This window comes from Neobacillus rhizophilus (genome assembly GCF_018343535.1).
In the GTDB taxonomy this organism is placed as follows: domain Bacteria; phylum Bacillota; class Bacilli; order Bacillales; family Cytobacillaceae; genus Neobacillus; species Neobacillus rhizophilus.
Genome location: NZ_JAGYPF010000004.1, coordinates 745,618 through 767,548, shown reverse-complemented (window position 1 = coordinate 767,548; position 21,931 = coordinate 745,618). Strand labels below are relative to the sequence as shown.

Below are 21,931 nucleotides of genomic sequence, written 5' to 3'. Positions count from 1 at the left end.
AGCAATAGACGGTTCCCTCACTATGGGATCGGCATATAGGTAGGATAATCCACCCGAGCCGTCAACTCAAGGGTGGGTTATTTTTTTCGGTTAGATTCCTTATTAATAATTTAAACTCAGCGTAAAACTATTTGAGTCTCTTTGATAACCCATTCCATACAAAATCCACTTCATCTGAAACACTTACTGCATCCTGTGCGATCCACCCAGCTAGATCCCTTAGTCTTCTTTCATCCTTGTGCAAAGGAACAATCCCCTTCCCAACCTCTAACATGATAAGGACTATTCTGTTGTTTCTATTTTTCTCCTCCTTAAGGAGGGTCTTAAATATGGTTTTAAATCCCCTTCGAATCTCGTCATTGTTTTCATCATTCTGAAGCTCAGACGCAATCCATTTTTCCCAGCCCTCCATTACTAACGTTGAACCATTCTCCCATTTTGCTTCCCAATCTCCCACCCTATCTCCTTCATAGGCAGATACCCAGCTGAATGTTCCATTATTTGCTTTTACTACTTTTCTTTTTCCTGAAAAGGCACCGCCAATAACGAGCTGCATACCCATTCCCCCTTCTGATGCTCAAATGTTAATCGAATACCATGTCCATGTGAAATAGTAAGATCCCAAAAAGACCTGGAGGATACATATTTTGAAACAAGGTAGCGTATGACACCTCCATGGGTCATAACAAGAATTTTCTTTTTATTGCCAGGGCTAGTTTCAATCGCTTGCTGAAATAACTCATAAAAAAAGGAATCAATTCTAGATTGGAATACATCAGCTGACTCTCCATTCGGTATGGAATAGACCTCCCAATTCTCCAGCCAGTTCCGATAAGCTATCTGATTCTTTAGCTCGTCATACGTCTTTCCTTCCCAGTCTCCAAAATTAATTTCTCTTAATCTACAATCTATTGAAACCTGTGAGGGAATGCTTAAATATGCTAAGGTCTCCTGACAACGTAGTAAATCACTAGTAAATACATGGTCAAAGTTTAATCTCGATAACACTTTTTGTAGATTATTCAACTGAGAGAGTTCGCTTTTTATTACACCGATGTCAGAATGGCCTAAATACCTTTTCTCCTTATTCCAATTTGTTATCCCATGACGAACGAGATATACATCCATGTGATCACAAGTCCCCATAATTCGCCTCCTTCAATCGCTGTACCTAATAAATCTCCATTCGTCCCCTTAAAAGTATGTTTAATCCAAGCTCCAAATAAGCCAATAAATACAAGGTATGCTGGAAGTAAATATAGAAAGTCGTGAAAGAAGAATAAAAGTACACATACAGGGATTACTGCATACAAACTATCAAGCCGATTTACGTTTTTCTTCCACTCCCATGCTAAGCCATGTTGTTTAGCGGTAGGTAGATAAATCATTAAAACAACGGCTCCTAACCGTGAAAACGCCATGATAAAAAGAATAGAATACAGGGGGAAACCAGATTCAATCAACGAATAAATCAATAATGATTTCCATGCTAGTAAAAAAAGAAGTGAAATGATACCAAAGCTTCCTACATGTGGGTCTTTCATGATCTCCCATTTTCTCTCTAGGGGAGCATTTGAACCTACTGCATCTGCTACATCCATCCAACCATCTAAGTGTAACCCTCCAGTGAGATATACCCATAAAGAAACAATGAGCAATGTCATGATAGGTATAGGAAGATAAAACTGAAATATGTATAAAATGATCGTGATGATAGACCCCAGCAATGCACCGACAAACGGATAACTCCTTAATGCCCATCTACTTGTCTGTTTGGTCCATGGACATTCAAAGGATAGAGGAATTCGTGTTAGAAATTGAACCGCAAGTATAAATCCAAAGAACATTTGCTTCATCAAATTTCTCCCTTCCAATACATTGGAATCCCTGCTTGGACCTGGGCAGCAATGTCTGATTGCTGCACAATCGTTTGATGGAGACGCTGTAAGGTATACATATATCTTTGTACAGCTTCATCAGTGGAAGGAATCCCTTCATTCACATCATTCGAAACAATGAGAAGGTGAAATTGCTTTTCATGTGCAAGATATAACCAGCGATTTACACTGTTTTCTATCCTTTCCATTCTATGTTCAAGCTCGAACATGACATTACTTAACCATATGGTTAAACAGTCTATTAAAATAACATCACCTTTTTTAAATTGTGACAGAATCGGTTCAAGGTGAAAGGACTCTTCAACCGTTTGCCACTCCTTCCCTCGATCTTGCTGATGGAATCGAATCCTTTCTTCCATTTCATCATCACTTTTTTTAGCTGTCGCAATGTAATAAAGAGAACTTCTTTGATGTTTCTCCTTCAATTTATGAAAAAACGAAAGAGCCGTTTGCTCTGCAAAATGACTTTTCCCCGACCTGGCACCACCTGAAATAAAGAGAATCATGACTCATTTCTCCACTTTTGAAGCGCAGCTAGTAACTGTTCATTTTCAAAGTTTGAACGTATGGCAATTCGTAAGAACTCACCATTTAGTCCTTTAAAGTTGTGAGTGTGCCGCGTAAGGATTCCGTGCTCCAATAAAAAGGAATAAAGCTCGTTAGTTCGTTGCGGCTGTTTCTGATCTCGCAAAAGATAAAAGTTTACTTGTGATGGGGAAAGGTAAAATCCTAATGAAGTTAATCTCTTAAACACATTTCTAGATTCCTCTTGCAGCCATGCTCTTGTTTTGTCAACAAAACTACGATCTTCAAGTAATCTCGGAATTAAAGCATCTACTAAAGAGTTAATACTCCAAGGAATTTGTTCGTTTTTCAAAACATTTATGATAGTTGGATGGGCAATTATATATCCGATTCTCAGCCCAGGGATGGTATACATTTTTGTTAAAGAACGTAATAATATTAAATTTGGGTAGGACGATAACCATGGAGTAAGTGTAGGAATGGAAATCGGTAGAAAATCGACAAAGGCTTCATCCACTACTACATATGTACCCGTTTTTTTCCCTACTTCTAACAATAGCTTCAAATCTTTTTCAGCTATGACAGTTCCAGTTGGGTTATTAGGGCGGCAAAGAAACAGAACATCTTTTTTGATAAACTTTTGTTGAATCAATTGGACTGGTAATGTAAATCCACTTTCATGACCTACTAAAATATCTTCCACATCAATATGGTAATGATGACAGGCTCGTTCATATTCCAGGAAGGTAGGGTGAGCAATGAGCGCTTTCCCTTTTTCGAAATATTTTGCTACTAAAAAAATGGCCTCTGCTCCCCCATTGGTTAATAGGATCTTGTCTTGGTCTATACCTTCATGCTCTGCTACCGAAGCGCTACTATTCGAATATGTTGGCTCTGGATAACGTGTGATCGTCTTATAATGTTCTTGTAATGCATCTTGCAACCAGGAAGGAGGTCCAAAAGGGTTTAAGTTTGCGCTAAAATCGAGTAATGCTTTATCTCCTTCAATATGGAAGAGTTTTTTTATTGTTTCAGGTTGTCCGCCATGATTTGGCCATTTCATCATTTCACCTCATTTACGATCTAACTAACAGGAGCAAGCATACACCAATCAGGAAAAATACAATCCATCCTCCATGCATAAAACGAATGGCTTTTTCGATGTCGGAGCACACCAAATTCCTTAAAGGATCTCCCATTTGTGCACGAACTGACTTTCTTCCCCGATAGTAATTGATTCCACCAAGCCGAATTCCGATTAACCCCGCTGCCATTGCCTCTGACCAGCCACTATTTGGACTGGGGTGTTTTCTTGCATCCCTCCACGTTATGTTCCATCCATTTCTCTTTTTAGATCCTTTTATAAAAAAAGCTGCAAGCCACATCGAAAGTGCTGTTAATCTCGCGGGAATCCAGTTTACTAGATCGTCAAACTTGGCTGATGCCCATCCAAATTGCTTGAATCGCTCATCTTTATGTCCAACCATAGAATCTAACGTATTGATGGCGCGGTACACCATAGCAAGTGGTGCTCCTCCGATGATTGCCCAAAATAATGGCGCTGTTATGCCATCGACTGTATTCTCAGCAACAGTCTCAACAGTTCCTCTAACAATTTCACTTTCCGGTAAGCTTTCCGTATCGCGACCTACGATCATACTAAGCTTTAATCTTGCTTCTACTATATTCCCATTCACTAAAGGAACTAGGACTTCTTTTGCGGCAGACGAAAGACCTTTTATCGCAATCGTAGTGGAAATAAGATAGATCTGTGCAAAAACACCAACAACTGGATGTAATTGATAGGCGACAAAGACGAGAAATAAGGAAAGGAAAAAAACGACTAGAACGACTGTTGCGGTAAGGCAAATCCCTTTCCAGACTCTACCTTCTCCTCTATTCCAGCTCTTTTCTAAAAATGTGATTAATTTCCCCATTAGTACAACAGGATGCGGAAGCCACCTAGGATCACCAATCAATAAATCTAATACAATTGCTGCAAATAAAATCGTGCAGAATAAAATTGTTGGTTCATATACCATTACCATCATTTCGATTCCTTTTGAAAGTCCGTTATGAGCTTATTAATTCGGTCTAACTGGATATTTTCTCTCACAACCTTGGCTAATACATCGAATCCTTCTTCTCTTTTTTGGGAAAAAGAGGCTCGGTTCTTGATCGGCTCTAATCCTTTCTTTAACCTTATTTCATTTAGAAAAACCTCACGAAATAGATCATTATTGAAAATACCATGAAAGTACGTTCCGATAATTTGTTTATCCTTTGTTATCGTTCCTTCCCTTCTGTCAGCTAACTGAACAAAATGGTCGCATTCCTCTTCAAAGGACGATTCACCCATATGAATCTCATAACCCGCAACTAGAATGCTTTCCTCGCCAAAACGTGCCATTCCTACAGAATGAACAGTTGTCTTATGTGTGGTCATGGAGGTTTGCATCGGAATGAGCCCTAGTCCTTCTACACTTTTATGTGATGATTCAACTTCGTATGGATCTTCGATACGATTCCCCAACATTTGGTAACCACCACAAATACCAACGATCATCGTATCCTTTTGTGCCAAATCCAATATCCGATTGGCTAGTCCTGTGCTGTGTAAAACCATCATATCCTCAATGGTATTTTTACTCCCAGGTAAAATCAGTAAATCTGGTTCTCCTAAGTCTTCTACAGCTTTTACAAAGCGAACATGACAATCCTTTTCCGCAAATAAAGGATCGATATCAGTAAAATTAGATATCAATGGATGACGTATGACCGCAATATCAATTTCCTTTGAAGCATCGAATTTAGAAGTATAGTTGTTTAACACAACTGAATCCTCTGCCTCAATTAGTAAGTTATCGATAAACGGAACAACACCTAAAATCGGAACGACAGTATATTCTTCAAACCAGGTTAATCCCGGCTGAAGTAATGATACATCACCTCTGAATTTATTAATGATGACTCCAATTACTCTATTTCGATCTTCCGGTTCTAGCAGCTGCAAGGTTCCTACTAAACTGGCAAATACTCCACCCTTTTCAATATCTCCAACTAAAATCACGGGTGCGTTAGCGATTTGGGCAACCCTCATATTGACAAGCTCCCGATCATTTAAATTAATCTCAGCAGGACTGCCTGCTCCCTCAATAACGATCCGGTCATAACGAACAGACAATTTTTCAAATGAATCTCGAATTAATGTTAAGCCTTGTTGAAAAAAGTCCTGTCGGTATTCTCCTGCCTTCATCTTTTTAAATGGCTTTCCATGAACAACAATTTGGGATTCACAGCTACTGCTTGGCTTAATCAAAATGGGATTCATATCCGTTGTTGCAAGAATGCCTGCTGCTTCAGCTTGGACACCCTGTGCACGACCGATTTCTTTCCCATCAAATGTAATATAAGAATTTAAAGCCATGTTTTGTGATTTAAAAGGGGCTGTTTTAAATCCATCCTGAACAAATATCCGGCATAAAGCGGTAACAAGCGCACTTTTGCCGGCATCTGAATGAGTACCTTGAATCATTAAAGGAACAGCTTTCCCCATAAACATTCACTCCTCAATTTTGGGACTTGCCCCTTAAAATTCAATTCCTTTTACAGCTGGTATACCCTCATCGTAGTAATGCTTTTCCACTTCAATAACAGATACCAGATCCGCGATATCTCTAATTTCCCGCTTAGCATCTCTTCCTGTCAAAACGAGATGAACATGAGCTGGTTTATTTTTTATTAGATCAATCACTTCATTTAGTGGTAAAACATCTTCAATAGGAAATGTATCAATTGCTAACGCATTGTTTATTTCATCTAGAATCACTAAATCATATTCTCCGCTCATTACTGTTTCCTTTGCCTTTGACCAACCGGTCTTTAACGCTTCTCTGTGCTCCTCAGGGGTTTTTGTCCAGGTGAATCCTCTTCCTAGCTGTTCCATCTCAATACCAAGTTTACTTAAGGCAATTTGTTCCCCGTATGAACGCTCTGGTGATTTAATAAATTGATAAATCTTTACTTTTAGCCCTCTACCAACTGCTCGTACTGTTAAACCTAATGCAGCTGTCGTTTTTCCTTTACCGTGACCTGTGTACACAAGTGTTAAGCCTTGTTTCCTTTTGTTAACTTGATCCATGTTGGGGCCTCCTAGTTTTGTGAAGTTTTCATTTGTCATTCTTTGAAATTCCTGCTGAGTGAAAGGTTGCCATTTCTTTTAACATTAATGTAGCCGATTGGATAATTGAATGGGAAATGGCTGCTCCTGTTCCTTCTCCAAGTCTTAGTCCTAAATCAATAATGGGCTTCTTCCCTAGTAGTGAAAGTGCGATCTGATGACCAGGTTCAATAGATTGATGTGTGACAATCATATAGTCATCAACACCATGAAAGATTGATTTTGCAACTAAAGCTGCAACGGTACAAATAAATCCATCTACAAGAATCGGTACTCTCTTGCTCGCCGCAGCAAGCATTGCACCTGCTATTCCTGCTATCTCTAGTCCTCCCACTTTAGCAATGATATCGATGTGATCATTTGGATTAGGGCTCCTTCTTTCAAGTGCCTGTTTAATAATTTCAGCTTTATGTACTAATGTTTCATCTGAAATCCCCGTACCTTTACCTACTAGTGAAGAAATATCTCTATTGCTAAGAACAGCTAAGATTGCACTACTTGAAGTCGTATTCCCTATTCCCATCTCGCCGAGTATGAGACACTGTGCCCCTTTTTTGATGATTTGTAAGCCTTGCTGATAGCCTACTTCAATCGCTTGTTCAGCTTCTTCACGGCTCATAGCATTCTCACGATAGAAATTGGCAGTACCATAACGAATCTTTTTATTTATTAGACTCTCATGTTCAATATCGTTTGCTACTCCAATGTCGATTACCTCAAGTAAGGCACCTATTTGTCTACTAAAGACATTTATAGCGGCACCACCGTTTAAAAAATTCCGAACCATCTGTTCTGTCACGGCTTGCGGATAGGCAGAAACACCTTCGTGAGTAATTCCATGATCCGCTGCAAAAACCAGGACTCCAGGTGGTGTTACACTTGGAAATGCTTCATTTTTCATTTCTGCTAGTTTAATCGCCAATTCTTCTAGCCTCCCAAGGCTTCCAATTGGCTTTGTCAACGTATTAATATATTCACTAACCTGTCTGCCCATTTCCTTATTAACTTTTGGAATCGATTCGAAAAGTTGTTTCATCCTATTCTCCCCTTACTAGCTTTAAACTCCAAACATTTTTCAATCCAATTCTCAACCAGCGCCGGATTCGAGCCAAAGTGAAAATGAGTGTAGCCAGCTACTAAATTGTGCTGTAGATATCCTTCCTTGCTTACACCCCGCATCCCTTTCGTTTCATAGGCATGTGGGAGCTTCTCTTCGTTAGGCAAAAAGGAGGAATAATGAAATTCATGCCCTCTTGCACTTTGGTTTTTTAGAATAAAATTGTCATTTAGACCACTAATCTCTCTGTACCCTAAAGCTTGCAAAGATGTTTTCATTTGTACCTTGCCTGGGATTACCCCAATCATTTGATACTTCTTCTTTTTCGTCGTTTCAATGGACTCGGTTAAATACATGAACCCGCCACATTCAGCAAGAGTAGGCAATCCAGCTTCAATTGAATTCTTGATAGAATTCTTTGTCTTTACATTACATTCCAGCACATGAGCGAATTCCTCCGGGAAGCCTCCTCCTATATAAAGGCCATCAACATCTTTTGGCAGTTCTTCATTAGCCAAAGGTGAAAAATATACAATCTCTACACCATTTGCTTCCAACATTTCTAGATTCTCAGGATAATAGAAATTAAAGGCTTCATCCTTTGCAACTGCCATTTTCATGATTTTTTCTTCCTTCTGTTCAAACATGGAGGATGTTTCACTTACAGTTAGCGGCTCAGCTTCAGCTAATTCAAGTAGCTTGTCCATATCAATCGTCTCTAAAACCAAGTCTCCTAATTTATCGAAAAATGGTGTAAGTTCTCCTCGTTCAATGGAAGGAATAAGTCCAAGATGTCTTTCTGGGATTTCAATGTCTAGCTCTCGTTTCAAGTAGCCGATAACAGGAACATGACATTCTTGTTCAATCGCTTTTTTGACAAGCTGAAAATGACCTTCACTCCCAACTTTGTTGGCAATTACTGCTGCAATATTTGGCCCTTCTGCAAACATTTGAAAACCCTTCACAATCGCTGCTGCACTTCGGGCCATACTTTCACAATTGACAACAAGCAATACCGGACTTTTGGTTATTATACTAATCTCTGCAGTACTTCCTTCATTCGTTTCCGGACTTTTCCCATCAAAAAATCCCATAACTCCTTCTATAATCGAAATATCAGCTTCACGACTTCCATGCGTAAAAATATCCAAAACTCTATCATGTGTAAGCATCCAACTGTCTAAATTACGAGAAACTCGATTGGTGACAGCTGTATGATAAGAAGGGTCAATATAGTCAGGTCCGCATTTAAAGCCTTGAACCGTTAAACCACGCTTGATTAACGCTGACATTAAACCAATTGTCAGTGTTGTTTTTCCAACACCGCTTCCCGTACCTGCAACTACAATTCTATTGATGGACATAGCCATTCCTCCGCTTTCTGCTGATTCCTTCTTTACCACTCTTCATAGAAAGTGTACGCTGCGCTATACTTTCTCCTTGAAGGATAATTTGTGGTACTCCAAAAACAGGGTGTTCCATTACAATGGGTGTAGTACCGTAGATGTGTTGAATCAAATCTGCTCGAATGATGTGCTTTGGAGCTCCAGCCGCTACTACTCTCCCATTATGTAACAGGAGCAACCGATTACAATACAGTGCAGCTATATTTAAATCATGCAGAACCGCGATTACGGTCAGATCATCTTCTTGCTGCCATTCTCGAATCCGATCCATCAAAAGTACCTGATGACCAATATCGAGATAGGTGGTCGGTTCATCAAGCATCAGAAGCTTTGGCTGCTGTGCCATTGTCTTTCCAAGAGCTACTCGCTGCCGCTCGCCCCCGCTAAGGCTTTCAAGCAGGCGATCACTTAACTCAGATAACCCCATTTTCTCTATAATGGAATCGATTAGTGGTTCAATCTCTGTTTTTTCTTCACCGAGCCAATTTTGAAAAGGAAACCTCCCCATTTCTATAACCTCTCTTACTGTAAATCCAATTGGAGGTAGAGATTCCTGCTGCAATACTGCCAACCATTTGGCTAGTTCCTTGCGTGTATAAAGTTCAATCCGTTTCCCATTTAATTCAATTCTTCCGGCTGTTGCACGATCCACTCCCGACAATAGCTTTAACAATGTAGACTTGCCGCTACCGTTCGGTCCAATGATCCCCAAGCATTCTCCACGTTTCACAGAAAAGCTAATTTCATCAAGCACAGACTGGTTGTCAAACCGTTTACTTAAGCTTTCCACTTCAATAAACATCCATCAACTTCCCCCTGTCATTTGCTTATTTCTACGAAGCAAGTACGCAAAGAATGGAGCGCCAAGAAATGCGGTCACAACCCCGAGCGGAATCTCCGTTGGGCTAAGTAATGTACGGGCAATCGTATCTGCCCAAAGGACATATATTGCACCAAATATCACGGACAATGGCAGTAATAATCGGTAATCCGGCCCAACTATTAGCCTCACTAAGTGTGGGACGACAAGCCCGACAAAACCAATCGTTCCTACAATTGACACTGCGGCAGAGGTGATTAGGGTGGAAACGACCAACACAACGAGCCGTGTACGTTTAATGTTGACACCCAAATGGGCTGCCTGCCGCTCTCCTAATGCAAATAAATTTAATGTACGTCCATATGACAGCAACACCACTATTCCAATTGCTAAATAAGGCATGAGCACAAAGGTAAATGACCAACCTCTTAAGGCTAAACTCCCCATCAGCCAAAAGACGATTTCATTCACCACCTGATCTGACAATGACACCATAAAGGAAACAAGTGATCCAAGAAAAGCAGAAACGACAACCCCAGATAAAATGATTGTTTCTACTTTAAACTTTCCATGTACATTTGCTAAACGGAGTACAACAAGCAAACTAATCAGGCCTGTCATAAATGCAACCAGTGGTATGGTCCAAATACCAAATAAACTAGTATGAAACCCGAATAGAATTATGAAAGCAGCACCTACCGCTGACCCAGATGCTACCCCTAATGTATACGGGTCAGCTAACGGGTTGCGCAACACTCCTTGAAAGCCAGCACCAGCAAGTGATAAGCATGCTCCAACAAGAATGGCAAGAAAAACCCGTGGCAAACGAACTTTTAAAATGATTTGCTCAGCTGATTCAGGCCAGTTGGAATCTATGAGACTTTGTAAAAAAGGCAGCTGGTGCAAGAGAATTCCCCAAACTTGCGAAAGAGCTAGATTAGCAGTACCAAGCGATAAACTAATGACCACTGAGAAAAGCAGGAGAACGAAACCCGCTCCCCCCCATATTGCTAATCTTCTTTTCATTTCTTAAACGATTCCGGATAAATTGCCACAGCAATTTGCTTCAGTGCATCTGTTATTCTTGGTCCGGGTCTGGACATAATATTTCCTTCAATCCCCGTCAGTCGACCTTCTTGAATGGCTGTAATCTTATCCCAGCCACTTCTAGATTTAATTAATTCCTCTAGCGGTTTGCCAGACTTATCATCAACAACATTAGCGGAATACAAAATGACATCCGGGTTATCCTGAATGATCTTCTCTTCATTGATGGCATTCCAGCCTTCCAGATCTGAAGCAATATTAACGCCGCCAGCCAGCGTAATCAGTTCATCCATAAATTCACCCTTGCCAACCGTCCAGCCTGGAGAAAATTCAATATAGACTTTTTTCTTATCTTCTTCCTTAATTTTTGCAGCAGCTTCTGTGACAGTGCGAATATCTTCCTTCATTTTAGCCACTAGTTCCTCTGCTTTTTCCTGAGTATCTGTTATGATGCCAATTTGGATAATATTATTTAAAATATCCTCCATCTTTTTCGGCTCAGTTTTATATAACTTAAGGTCTAAACCACGAAATTTCTCAGCAATATCATTTTTCATGGAAATGCCACCGATTACTAAATCCGGATTAGCAGCAATAATGGCTTCCTCATTTGGCTTAGTCACCCCGCCTACTTTTGGCTTTGTCGTTGCTTCTTTAGGGTAATCATCATAATCAGATACACCAAAAATTTTATCGCCCAGGCCTAGAGCGAAAAGAATTTCCGTTTCTGATGGAGAGGTAGATACAATACGTTCCGGTGCCTTATCAAAAGTTAATTCAGCACCCGTTGCATCCTTCACTGTAAGCGGGTAAACTGTTTCTTTAACCTTTACCTCTTCAGTTGCTGTTTCGGATTTTTGTTTTTTATCAGCACCTGAAGATTCTTTTGATGTCCCACATGCGCTGATTGTCACCATCATCAATACAGTCAAAATTAATGCCAAAAACTTTCTCATTACTCAATTCTCTTCCCTTCGTTTATAGTTCGAGATGAGCTTGATATCTTGAAGTCTTTCCCATAACAACGAAAAAAGCCCTGCTTCCATTCGGAAACAGGGCGCGCGAAAATCAGAAAAAATAAATATATTTATACTGATTATGCCGATCCTTTTCCACGAAGGATTTCGTTGGCAAGCTTAATAGGCAGGTTTCCTGGCTTACGGGTAACGTGACTTCCTCTCCTTCCCATTCCTAAGTTGGAACAGTGGTACTGCGAGGTTATCCCCGAATAACAGTGGCGGGACCGCGCCGGATTCTCACCGACTTCCCTTTTAACCTTATCCAATGATAAGGCACCTACTAGCTATGTAAGATTCAATTGGTCAAGCAAATTACTCAACTAGTATTATAGCAAATACTTCATGATAAGCAAATATTTGGTTTTGCGATATAAGATTAGAATAGACCTGTATCGCCGGTAAACATAAATGGATCCACAAACTAAACTTGAAGAATTTCAAATGCACATTTATAAAAGACCCTTTTACAAAGTACATTTCTTCACAAACTGTATGCTATAATTTGTAGGGTAAAAGAAAGTAAGAGGTGACCATTCTTGGCAATACATGTTGTACTATATCAACCAGAAATTCCGTCTAATACGGCAAATATTGCACGGACGTGTGCCGCAACGGATACAGCCTTGCATTTAATACGGCCGCTTGGCTTTTCAACAGATGAAAAAATGATAAAACAAGCTGGTTTAGATTTCTGGCAGTCTGTAAACATAACGTATTATGACTCATTGGATGACTTTTTTTCAAAAAATCATGGTGAGTTTTACTATATTGAAACGTTTGGTGAAACAGCACATTCATCCTTTGATTTCAGCGATGTTTCAAAGGAACATTATTTTATGTTTGGAAAAGAAACAACGGGTTTACCAAAAGATTTACTAAGAACACATAAAGATCACTTTTTGAGAATACCAATGAATGACCATGTTCGTTCACTGAACCTCTCGAATACAGCTGCGATATTGGTGTATGAGGCTTTGCGACAGCAGGGATTTCCTAATTTAAAATAACAAAATCTTCCTAACTGGAAGATTTTGTTTAATTGTTTAAACTAAGTTAAATATTATTTAAAAAAATTATTATCCACCTAACTTAATCATCTCTAAATGCTTGATTGTTGGACTAAGATTTACTAAAAAGTAAGCTTCTCTCAGCCTTCTAAATGGTGCACTCCCTTGTAAATAAGCTTGGCCACCGGAATAGAGCATGTCGGCATGGACCACTTTCAAGGTCAATTTAGCTATTTCTAATCGTGTTAACAATATTTCCTTCCAAATAAGCGATAGATCTAAAGTATTTGCAAGTTTATATGCTTTTTCGCGGATGCACTGTAGTTCTTCAATCAATTCCTTTGGCTGCGGTTTTAAATGTTGATTAACTTCTACATCCCTGGAATAACACTCTTCCATAGATTTAAGAGAAGCATAAGATACTCCTATTCCCAAAGGAATTTGGTAGAGTGCTAATGTTGGTCGTACTTTTTGTATAAATGAGTCTGCTTCTTCGGCGATAATCCAATCATCTGGAACGTACACATTATGCAAGGAACAAGAGTAAGTTGCACTACCATTTATACCAACAAAATTTGTTTTACTTTCTAACGCTAAACCTTCAATTTTTACAGGTATCATACACATTATTCGCTGGTGGTGATTTAGAGATGCTAGGATAACAAACCAGTGATCGTCCTTCAAATTTGAAACACTAGGCAAACTGCCATTTATGATATATCCCCCATCAACTCTTTCAGCTTTAAGCCTGATAGTTTCCAGCCCAGCATAAAATTTTAATGCGTTTGATAAACCAGTCCCTACCAGTTTATCTCCTGATTCTAATAATGGTAACAAATTTTTATTAATAAAAAAATTGTTGCTCAATCTCACAGACGCTAGACCGGCTAAATGACACCATAATGTAAAAGCTGATGTCATGCAATACTTCGCAGTTTCTTCTATTAAATACATCTCTCTATTATTGACATGTTCCTTTTGTAATCCGTTTGGATGAAAAAAACCTGCTTTACCGACCGAACTCAGAAATTCTTTAGGATAATAAGCATGTTCATCTATTTGCCTGATAAATGGTTGAAGATATTCATCAATGATTTGTTTTAAAACTACCTCTTCTTTATTTGTTATCACATTTGCACCCCTAATCCTGATAGGATATTTCTATTTCCTCCATTCAATGCTCTCTTGCTTCTGTTTGTTAACTATTAAATGGTATATATTCCTTGATAACTCGAATAGTTCTTAGTTGTTCATCCTCTGCACCTTGAACAGGAAGACCGACTTCGATATTTTTTCTTGTGTATACTATATTCTCTTCCGTAATTATTTCACCCGGTATAAAAATTGGGATGCCTGGCGGATAAACCATTACAAATTCTGCAATGATTCTTCCAACAGACTGTTCAAATGGAATCACTTCCGTTTCAGCGTAATAAGCATCCCGTGGTGTTAAAGCCAACGAAGGAATTTCAGGTAACAAGACCGAACTGTTTATATTCATGTCCGCTTGAACTTTATATTCTTGTGACAATACAGTTAATGCTTTTATAAGTGTGTTTAAATCCTCCTGAGTATCTCCAGGTGTTACAATACAAAGGATGTTGTACAAATCGGACAATTCGACTTCAATATTAAATCGATTTCGCAGCCATTTTTCAACATCATATCCTGTAATCCCTAACTCTTTTACAGATATTAAAAGCTTGGTAGGATCCATCGCGACGGCTGCACTTGATTCCAGAATTTCATGCCCCATACAATAAAGATGAGGAATTTCATTAATTTTCGAACGTGTTTCTTCTGCTTTTCGAATCGTGCCCTCCAACAGTGCTTGTCCTTCTGTAGCTAATGATTTTCTGGCTACGTCTAATGATGCCAGTAATAAATAAGAGGTCGAGGTTGTCGTTAACATACTCAGAACCGATTGTACCCGTTTGGGTGAAACAAGTTTTCCCCGTAAATTTAGAATGGAGCTCTGAGTAAGGGAACTGCCTAATTTGTGCACACTTGTTGCAGCCATGTCAGCCCCTGCCTCCATGGCAGATAACGGCAGTTCCTTATGGAAATGAATATGCGCTCCATGGGCTTCATCTACAAGAACCGGAATGTTTCTAGAATGTGCAATGTTGACAATTCTTCTTAAATCCCCAGAGATTCCATAATAGGTTGGATTGATAACAAGAACAGCTTTTGTATCCGGGTGTAAAACTAATGCACTTTCTATGGAATCTGGTGTAATCCCATGAGAGACACCAAACTTGGAATCTACTTCCGGATGAATAAAAATAGGAACTGCACCTGAAAAAACGATCGCACTCATGATTGATTTGTGAACGTTTCGCGGTACCAGAATTTTATCACCCGGTGCGCAAACAGACATAATCATGGCCATTATGGCCCCGCTCGTACCCTGAACAGAGAAAAAGGTATAATCCGCACCGAATGCTTTTGCAGCCAACTCTTGTGACTGTTTGATGATTCCTTTTGGAAGATGTAAGTCATCAAGAGGTCCAATGTTAATTAAATCGATTGAAAGTGCATTTTCACCAATAAATTCTCTAAACTCAGGATCCATTCCATTCCCCTTTTTATGACCGGGAATGTGGAATTGGATTGGATTTTTTTCTGCATGTTTTTTTAAAGCTGTAAATAACGGAGTTTCAAATTGGTTTACCAATCCTTTTCTCACCCTTTCTCATCTTGCAAAGTAAAGTGAATCAGAGTTGTAATAGATGATGAAAGTGTTCTCTTGAAACATACTTTCCTAACCCATCAAGTGTTTCTGTAGCATTAGACATTATTTTCTACTTCCTTTGCCATCACTTCATTTATTCCTAAATATACCAATTCAAAAAGTTCTTCTAAATCCTCTTCTTCCACGCAAGAAAAAGCGATTCTTAATTCAGTTGTGTTAATGGCTATAGTGCCTACTCCATGATGCAATAATCTTCTTCAACTCAATGGCATGTGCATCTGGATAACGATTAAGTCCTGTAAGACTACCAGAGATTGCTTCAATGGCTTTAGGAGATGGTCCGAGGGGATTCTCATTAGATGCTAGTTTTATTACCCTTTTTAATCCAAATTCTTTTTTATCTCGTTCATAACCAATCCCCACAATCAATTTAGTTTTAAATCTAACAACATTTGAATAATTAAATAGACTGGTAAAGATAAAAATTTGTGAACACATTCACACAATAACCTATAATATTAATAGAACGTGTTGTTTACTTCATATACACAATATAAAGGAATTAAAATTTTTTTAATCATCCACTTATACTCTTTTTTAACCATCCATTCCTAAAAAAAGATAGAATACATTCCTGATATAGGAACTTTTTTTAAAAATGTAAATGGATGGTAATAAAAACTGATGATTGGATGATGTAAAAACTGATAATCCTTTATAAAATTAGATTAGTATACAATGGGTCTACTTGAGCAAAACGCAAAAAGGTAAATATTGTATAAGCAAAAGAGGGGAAAACACAGATTACATGTGGAATAGGGGGAATCCATTATCTTTAAAGACTTAAATCATAAAAATATTTCGGCAGGTATGGTTGCGGGAATATTCGTCATAACAGGTCCGACTGCGCTTATATTGGAAGCATCTTCAAACGGAAACTTCAATACAACACAGTCGATCTTATGGATATTTGCAGTCTACGTATTTGGCGGGTTATTTGGAATTATTCTTCCTTTGTATAGTAAAATACCAATTGTTGGAGGCCATACACTTACGGGTGTAGCATTTTTAGCAACGATGACATCTCAGTTTACCTTTAATGAATTAATTGGGGCATATTTAATTTCAGCATTACTAATGGGCATCATTGGATTTCTTGGTTTTTTCTCAAAATTTATTAAGTTAGTGCCTAAAGAAATAATTTCTGCAATGTTGGCAGGAATGATAACCCACTATATGGTGAATTTTATTGTTTCCATAAACACTCTATTTATTGTTGGATTTATTTCTTTAATCACCTTTTTGATTTTTTTGAGATGGAAACTTAAGTTTCCACCTGTTATTTCAGCAATTATTATCGGGTTTATTGTATTGAACCTGTTCTATCCATTGAATAGCATTGAAGGTACTTCAGCAGCGTTTATGCCTAAAATTCAGTTTCCTGACTTTAATACATCTAGTTTCCTTTCAATCGCTATCCCTCTTACTCTTCTAATTCTAAGTAATGATATAGCGGTTGCTATTGGTGCATTGGAACAAAATGATTATCGGGCTCCTATAAATAAAATTATCTCCTTTAGCGGGTTATTTTCATTAATAACTAGCTTTTTTGGAGGTCAATCTGCAAATATCGCAGGTATGGCAACGGCAATCTGTTCAGATAAAGAAGCAGGACCAAAGGAAAAAAGATATATGGGGGCTGTAATAGCTGGTGTTCTTCTTTTAGTTTACGGATTATTTTCCTGGAAATTGGTTCCACTTATTCAAACCTTGCCAAAAGAGTTTATTTCCATAATTGTTGGATTTTCTTTATTAAATGTGTTCGGAAATAGTTTATATCAGGCTTTTTCGAAGCATTCAATAAAAACTAGCACTGTATTTGCCTTTATTATTAGTTTATCCGGCACTACAATTCTAAGTATCAGCGCGCCGGTTTGGTCCTTACTTATAGGTTCATTCATTGCTCGATATATAGAAAATATTACTGAAGAGAAAGGCGAAAAAAGTGTAAACAAAACAGCATAAGTATGAACTGATGCAGCTTAATAAGGAAATTGAAACTGAATTAGAAATGAAAACTACGGACCTCATAAAAAAAATGCAAGAGCTGAAGGTGGCTCTTCAAATTGGGACACACACCCTTAGCCCCTTTTCCAAACCCATCAACGAAAAGGTATGGTTAGCCGCTTTGGGAAAAATGAAAATAAAAGTTAATTATCAGCTTTATTTTGAGACATTACAAAATACTAAAAATAATTATTAAATTATCATGAAAAGAGGTTGACCCCCTTGGCCGGAGTCAACCTTAGATTACCAGTTAAAATTTACCTAATCGACTCTTGTCTTACTAAAGGATTCAACCCAGCAGTTTCCATATAATCTTTTCCCCAGTTATACATAGCATCGAGAATCGGCATCAAGCTTCTTCCTTGTTCAGTAAGGGAGTATTCTACTTTTGGAGGAACCACGGGATAGACTTCGCGTTTTACAATCAAGTCTTCTTCCAGTTCTCGCAACTGATTAACTAGCATTCTCTGCGTGATCCCTGGCATAAGAGCTTTCAGTTCACCAAATCGCTTCGTTCCCTCTTTTCCTAGATGCCATAATATAAGCATCTTCCATTTACCACCGATAACAGAAAGAGTTAATTCTTTTTCACAATTAAACATCTTATCCTGCATTCGCGACATTTCACATCACCTCCATATTTATTATAACCCACAGTATACTTTTTTCACTATATGGAAAAAAAGTCTGTACTTGTAATATACTTCCATACATTATATATATACAGTGAATATATAATTCTATTCTGCTGTTCAAGAAAGGGGTTAAAGAATGATGGAACAATTTAAAGCTGCGGTGAGTGGCTTAACTGGTGGAGGAAGCGTTCCAACAACTGTATTTCCCTTTATTTTAAGCAGTTTGTCTTATAGTATACTTTTTAACACTATGTAAAATAAAAGTGCGTACTTTTATTGTTGTTATATACGTTGTATACTTGCTATTGTTCAGCGGGAGAATATGATATCCCTTATTGCTGACCGGTACAGATAATGCACTATAAGGATATATTACTGTAAAAGTATTATTACTCTTTGGAGATATTATCACTGTACAACAATAAAAAAAAATTATTGGAGTGAATATAGATGGAATTACAATTAGCATTAGATTTAGTAAATATCCCAGAAGCAATTGAGCTGGTAAAAGAAGTAGAGGAACATATTGATATCATTGAAATTGGTACACCGGTTGTTATTAACGAAGGTCTTCATGCTGTAAAAGCTGTTAAAAAAGCATTCCCTAACTTAAAGGTATTAGCAGACCTAAAAATCATGGATGCAGCTGGTTATGAAGTAATGAAAGCTTCTGAAGCAGGTGCAGATATCGTCACAATACTTGGAACTGCGGAAGATATGTCAATCAAAGGTGCTGTTGAAGAAGCGAAAAAAAAAGGTAAAAAAATCCTTGTTGATATGATTGCTGTAAAAGACCTGGCTGGACGTGCAAAAGAAGTGGACGCTATGGGTGTTGATTATATTTGTGTGCACACTGGCTACGATCTTCAAGCTGTTGGAAAGAACTCTTTTGAAGATTTACAAACCATCAAAGGTGTTGTAAAAAATGCTAAAACTGCAATCGCAGGTGGTATAAAGTTAGACACACTTCCAGAAGTCATCAAAGTACAACCAGACCTTGTCATTGTAGGTGGCGGGATTACTGGACAAGCTGATAAAAAAGCTGCTGCTGCCAAAATGCAAAAAATGATTAATCAAGGGTAATTCAGATCATGAATACAACTCAATACCTAGCTGAAATCATAAAAGAGTTAAATCGCTCCGTAGATTTAATTTCGAATGATGAAGCTGAAAAATTAGTTAATGGGATACTTGAATCAAAAAAAATCTTTGTTGCAGGCGCAGGTAGATCTGGATTTATGGCTAAATCATTTGCTATGCGAATGATGCACATGGGGATTGATGCCTTTGTGATTGGCGAAACAGTAACCCCTAACTTTGAAAAAGATGACATCTTAATCATTGGATCAGGTTCAGGAGAAACGAAAGGTTTAGTTTCCATGGCTGGGAAAGCAAAAAGCATCGGTGGGACGATTGCAGCTGTAACCATTTTCCCTGAGTCCACTATTGGACAATTAGCGGATATCACAATTAAGTTGCCTGGCTCACCTAAAGATCAGTCGGAAAGTGATTTTAAGACGATTCAACCAATGGGCTCATTATTTGAGCAAACACTTTTACTATTTTACGACGCTGTGATTCTTCGGTTCATGGAGAAAAAAGGTTTGGATACCAATAAGATGTACGGTAGACACGCCAACTTAGAATAAATATATTATTATTCCTCGAGTTCTAAATAGGAAAGACCGCAAGCTGTTTCCATGCAAGATTGCGGTCTTTCTGTTAGAATGTACTACTTCAATTTGTAATAATTTTAGGAGTGAAAAAATGATTTCTTTAAATGGAAAAACTGCAATAGTTACTGGCGCAGGAAGAGGCATTGGACGTGCTACTGCTATCGCCTTAGCAAAAGAAGGAGTTCATTTAGGCCTAATCGGCTTAAATATGTCTAATCTAGAAAAGGTAGCTGCTGAGCTAGCACAATTTGATGTAAAGGTTTCTGCAGCAACAGCAGATGTGACCGATCTTGAATCCGTTACCCATGCTGTTGAACATATCAAATCAGACTTAGGCCCAATTGATATCCTAATCAACAATGCTGGTGTTGCTAAATTTGGCGGGTTCCTTGAACTAACACCAGAAGAATGGGAAAAAATCATCCATGTCAATTTAATGGGTGTGTATAATGTAACAAGAGCAGTATTACCAGGAATGATCGAAAGAAAATCAGGAGATATCATCAATATCTCTTCATCTGCTGGCCAAAAAGGTGCTCCTGTTACAAGTGCTTACAGTGCTTCTAAATTCGCTGTTTTAGGGCTAACAGAATCACTTATGCTAGAAGTAAGAAAACATAATGTCCGTGTTACTGCTTTAACACCAAGCACGGTCGTTACAGATTTAGCCATTGATACAAATCTTGTTAAAGGCAATGAAGAAAACGTGATGCACCCAGAAGACCTTGCAGAATTAGTCGTGGCTAGTTTAAAATTTAATCCAAGAGTATTCGTAAAAACAGCTGGATTATGGTCAACAAATCCATCATAAAACGAAGCAGATCCGTTTGGGTCTGCTTTTTTAGTAGGTACGAACTTCTCCTATATGTATCAGTGATACAAGGACAAAAAGACAGAAAGATAAAAAAATAAACTCTCTTATAGTAATTTCTATATAATGTCCAAAGGCATTTTTCTAGTCGGTTGCGGAAATACTTCATCAAGTCTATTTAAATCCTCTTTTGTTAATTCAATAATAGCAGCTTCCGCATTTGCTAGTACATGTTCTTCTTGAACAGCTTTTGGAATAGCTAGACAATTGTTAGAACGGATTGTCCAAGCGAGAGCGATTTGTAAGGGTTGTACAGCGTATTTTTCTGCAATCTCTTTAATGGTTGGATCCGTTAACAGTTGTCTTCTTAAAGAACCTCCTTGAGCTAGCGGGCTATATGCCATAATAGGCATGTGATGTTCTTGCTGCCATGGTAAGAGATCATAATCTATACCCCTTGAACCAAGATGGTATAACACTTGATTAGTCATACAATTTTTTCCGTTAGGGGTGTTCCATAACTCTTTCATATCATCGGTATCAAAATTGGAGACTCCCCACCTTACTATTTTTCCTTCCTTGCGTAGCTTTTCCATTCCTTCAATGGTTTCTGCTAATGGCACACGTCCTCGCCAGTGTAAAAGGTACAAATCAAGATGATCGGTTCCAAGCCTTTTTAGACTGTTTTCACACGCTTTGGCAATCATATCTAATCCTGCATGATGAGGATACACCTTTGATACTAAAAAGACGTCATCTCTACGTCCTTTAATTGCTTCACCTACTAAGCGTTCAGAATCGCCATTACCATACATTTCCGCCGTATCTATTAGTTTCATGCCTAATTCTATTCCGAGTTGTAAAGCTTTGATTTCCCTTTCTCTCATTTGAGGATTTTCTCCCATGTACCAAGTTCCTTGTCCTATTCTTGGTAGAGAAGTTCCATCAGGCAATGTAACTACACGACTTTCAAGGGAATTTTTTATTTTTGTTAATTTATTTTCGTCCTGTACACTCATTAAAAATCAACACTTCCTTTTGTATCTTTTTATGTACCTAATAACAAAAAAGGCGGCAATACTCTTTTG

At 38.3% G+C, this 21,931-nt stretch carries 24 protein-coding genes and 1 riboswitch; of the genes, 6 read left to right on the top strand and 18 right to left on the bottom strand.

The genetic code is table 11. The annotated features are described in order from the left end of the window. Window positions 1-127: 127 nt before the first annotated feature. From KHA99_RS21890 to KHA99_RS21830, 13 genes are read right to left on the bottom strand one after another with little or no spacing between them, the layout of a single operon-like run. Window positions 128-556 carry a bifunctional adenosylcobinamide kinase/adenosylcobinamide-phosphate guanylyltransferase gene (locus KHA99_RS21890; RefSeq protein ID WP_213119587.1) on the bottom strand — a complete coding sequence of 143 codons (429 nt, stop codon included), beginning with the start codon at window positions 554-556 and terminating at the stop codon, window positions 128-130. Further along, a complete protein-coding gene (locus KHA99_RS21885; RefSeq protein ID WP_213119586.1) occupies window positions 511-1,146 on the bottom strand; it encodes a histidine phosphatase family protein in 636 nt (211 codons plus the stop codon). The genes KHA99_RS21890 and KHA99_RS21885 overlap by 46 nt, the downstream gene beginning before the upstream one ends. Next, the gene (gene cobS / locus KHA99_RS21880) at window positions 1,098-1,856 is read right to left on the bottom strand and encodes an adenosylcobinamide-GDP ribazoletransferase (RefSeq protein WP_213119585.1); all 759 of its coding nucleotides are present in this window, start codon (window positions 1,854-1,856) and stop codon (window positions 1,098-1,100) included. The genes KHA99_RS21885 and cobS overlap by 49 nt, the downstream gene beginning before the upstream one ends. Beyond that, a complete protein-coding gene (locus tag KHA99_RS21875; protein WP_213119584.1) occupies window positions 1,856-2,404 on the bottom strand; it encodes a bifunctional adenosylcobinamide kinase/adenosylcobinamide-phosphate guanylyltransferase in 549 nt (182 codons plus the stop codon). Before KHA99_RS21875 ends, cobS begins: the two co-directional genes overlap by 1 nt. After that, window positions 2,401-3,486 carry a threonine-phosphate decarboxylase CobD gene (gene cobD / locus KHA99_RS21870; protein WP_213119583.1) on the bottom strand — a complete coding sequence of 362 codons (1,086 nt, stop codon included), beginning with the start codon at window positions 3,484-3,486 and terminating at the stop codon, window positions 2,401-2,403. The genes KHA99_RS21875 and cobD overlap by 4 nt, the downstream gene beginning before the upstream one ends. A 13-nt stretch (window positions 3,487-3,499) precedes the next feature. Further along, on the bottom strand, window positions 3,500-4,474 hold the full coding sequence (gene cbiB, locus KHA99_RS21865; RefSeq protein WP_249366811.1) for an adenosylcobinamide-phosphate synthase CbiB: 975 nt from the start codon (window positions 4,472-4,474) through the stop codon (window positions 3,500-3,502). Then, window positions 4,471-5,979, bottom strand: coding sequence for a cobyric acid synthase (locus KHA99_RS21860; protein ID WP_213119582.1), 1,509 nt, complete (start codon window positions 5,977-5,979; stop codon window positions 4,471-4,473). Before KHA99_RS21860 ends, cbiB begins: the two co-directional genes overlap by 4 nt. 33 nt (window positions 5,980-6,012) lie before the next feature. Continuing rightward, a complete protein-coding gene (gene cobO, locus KHA99_RS21855) occupies window positions 6,013-6,564 on the bottom strand; it encodes a cob(I)yrinic acid a,c-diamide adenosyltransferase (protein WP_213119581.1) in 552 nt (183 codons plus the stop codon). Window positions 6,565-6,592: 28 nt separating this feature from the next. Further along, window positions 6,593-7,639, bottom strand: coding sequence for a nicotinate-nucleotide--dimethylbenzimidazole phosphoribosyltransferase (cobT, locus tag KHA99_RS21850; protein WP_213119580.1), 1,047 nt, complete (start codon window positions 7,637-7,639; stop codon window positions 6,593-6,595). Then, entirely contained in the window at window positions 7,636-9,024 is a 1,389-nt protein-coding gene (locus KHA99_RS21845; RefSeq protein ID WP_213119579.1) for a cobyrinic acid a,c-diamide synthase CobB, read from the bottom strand. The genes cobT and KHA99_RS21845 overlap by 4 nt, the downstream gene beginning before the upstream one ends. Continuing rightward, window positions 9,011-9,868 carry an ABC transporter ATP-binding protein gene (locus tag KHA99_RS21840; protein ID WP_213119578.1) on the bottom strand — a complete coding sequence of 286 codons (858 nt, stop codon included), beginning with the start codon at window positions 9,866-9,868 and terminating at the stop codon, window positions 9,011-9,013. The genes KHA99_RS21845 and KHA99_RS21840 overlap by 14 nt, the downstream gene beginning before the upstream one ends. 3 nt (window positions 9,869-9,871) lie before the next feature. Beyond that, entirely contained in the window at window positions 9,872-10,912 is a 1,041-nt protein-coding gene (locus tag KHA99_RS21835; protein WP_213119577.1) for a FecCD family ABC transporter permease, read from the bottom strand. Beyond that, a complete protein-coding gene (locus KHA99_RS21830; RefSeq protein ID WP_213119576.1) occupies window positions 10,909-11,889 on the bottom strand; it encodes an ABC transporter substrate-binding protein in 981 nt (326 codons plus the stop codon). Before KHA99_RS21830 ends, KHA99_RS21835 begins: the two co-directional genes overlap by 4 nt. Before the next feature lie 169 nt (window positions 11,890-12,058). After that, window positions 12,059-12,248, bottom strand: a riboswitch (cobalamin riboswitch). A 240-nt stretch (window positions 12,249-12,488) separates the two neighbouring features. Here KHA99_RS21830 and trmL point away from each other — a divergent pair. Next, entirely contained in the window at window positions 12,489-12,959 is a 471-nt protein-coding gene (gene trmL / locus KHA99_RS21825) for a tRNA (uridine(34)/cytosine(34)/5-carboxymethylaminomethyluridine(34)-2'-O)-methyltransferase TrmL (RefSeq protein WP_213119575.1), read from the top strand. A 69-nt stretch (window positions 12,960-13,028) separates the two neighbouring features. Here the strand turns inward: trmL and KHA99_RS21820 are convergent, their stop codons facing one another. The 3 genes from KHA99_RS21820 to KHA99_RS30980 form a co-directional block, all read right to left on the bottom strand. Continuing rightward, window positions 13,029-14,090 (bottom strand): acyl-CoA dehydrogenase family protein, encoded by a 1,062-nt coding sequence (locus KHA99_RS21820; RefSeq protein WP_213119574.1) that lies wholly within the window; start codon window positions 14,088-14,090, stop codon window positions 13,029-13,031. A gap of 67 nt (window positions 14,091-14,157) precedes the next feature. Next, window positions 14,158-15,636, bottom strand: a complete 1,479-nt coding sequence (locus KHA99_RS21815) for an aminotransferase class I/II-fold pyridoxal phosphate-dependent enzyme (protein ID WP_213119573.1) — start codon at window positions 15,634-15,636, stop codon at window positions 14,158-14,160. A gap of 234 nt (window positions 15,637-15,870) precedes the next feature. Then, window positions 15,871-16,152, bottom strand: a complete 282-nt coding sequence (locus KHA99_RS30980; protein WP_249366810.1) for a hypothetical protein — start codon at window positions 16,150-16,152, stop codon at window positions 15,871-15,873. A 330-nt stretch (window positions 16,153-16,482) separates the two neighbouring features. Here KHA99_RS30980 and KHA99_RS21805 point away from each other — a divergent pair, with 330 nt between their 5' ends. Both KHA99_RS21805 and KHA99_RS21800 read left to right on the top strand, forming a co-directional pair. Then, window positions 16,483-17,679, top strand: a complete 1,197-nt coding sequence (locus tag KHA99_RS21805; RefSeq protein WP_307852140.1) for a benzoate/H(+) symporter BenE family transporter — start codon at window positions 16,483-16,485, stop codon at window positions 17,677-17,679. 10 nt (window positions 17,680-17,689) lie between these two features. Next, window positions 17,690-17,917, top strand: coding sequence for a hypothetical protein (locus tag KHA99_RS21800; protein ID WP_213119571.1), 228 nt, complete (start codon window positions 17,690-17,692; stop codon window positions 17,915-17,917). A gap of 61 nt (window positions 17,918-17,978) precedes the next feature. Here KHA99_RS21800 and hxlR read toward each other — a convergent pair whose 3' ends face one another. After that, window positions 17,979-18,344, bottom strand: a complete 366-nt coding sequence (hxlR, locus tag KHA99_RS21795; RefSeq protein WP_108669074.1) for a transcriptional activator HxlR — start codon at window positions 18,342-18,344, stop codon at window positions 17,979-17,981. Between the two features lie 462 nt (window positions 18,345-18,806). Here hxlR and hxlA point away from each other — a divergent pair, with 462 nt between their 5' ends. The 3 genes from hxlA to KHA99_RS21780 all read left to right on the top strand — a co-directional run bounded on the left by hxlA (window position 18,807) and on the right by KHA99_RS21780 (window position 20,843). Beyond that, window positions 18,807-19,439, top strand: a complete 633-nt coding sequence (hxlA, locus tag KHA99_RS21790) for a 3-hexulose-6-phosphate synthase (protein WP_213119570.1) — start codon at window positions 18,807-18,809, stop codon at window positions 19,437-19,439. Window positions 19,440-19,447: 8 nt separating this feature from the next. Further along, complete coding sequence (gene hxlB, locus KHA99_RS21785) at window positions 19,448-20,005, top strand: 6-phospho-3-hexuloisomerase (protein WP_213119569.1); 558 nt, start codon at window positions 19,448-19,450, stop codon at window positions 20,003-20,005. 118 nt (window positions 20,006-20,123) lie between these two features. Further along, complete coding sequence (locus KHA99_RS21780) at window positions 20,124-20,843, top strand: 3-ketoacyl-ACP reductase (RefSeq protein ID WP_213119568.1); 720 nt, start codon at window positions 20,124-20,126, stop codon at window positions 20,841-20,843. Between the two features lie 119 nt (window positions 20,844-20,962). Here the strand turns inward: KHA99_RS21780 and KHA99_RS21775 are convergent, their stop codons facing one another. Then, window positions 20,963-21,862, bottom strand: a complete 900-nt coding sequence (locus KHA99_RS21775; RefSeq protein ID WP_213119567.1) for an aldo/keto reductase — start codon at window positions 21,860-21,862, stop codon at window positions 20,963-20,965. Window positions 21,863-21,931 lie beyond the last annotated feature (69 nt).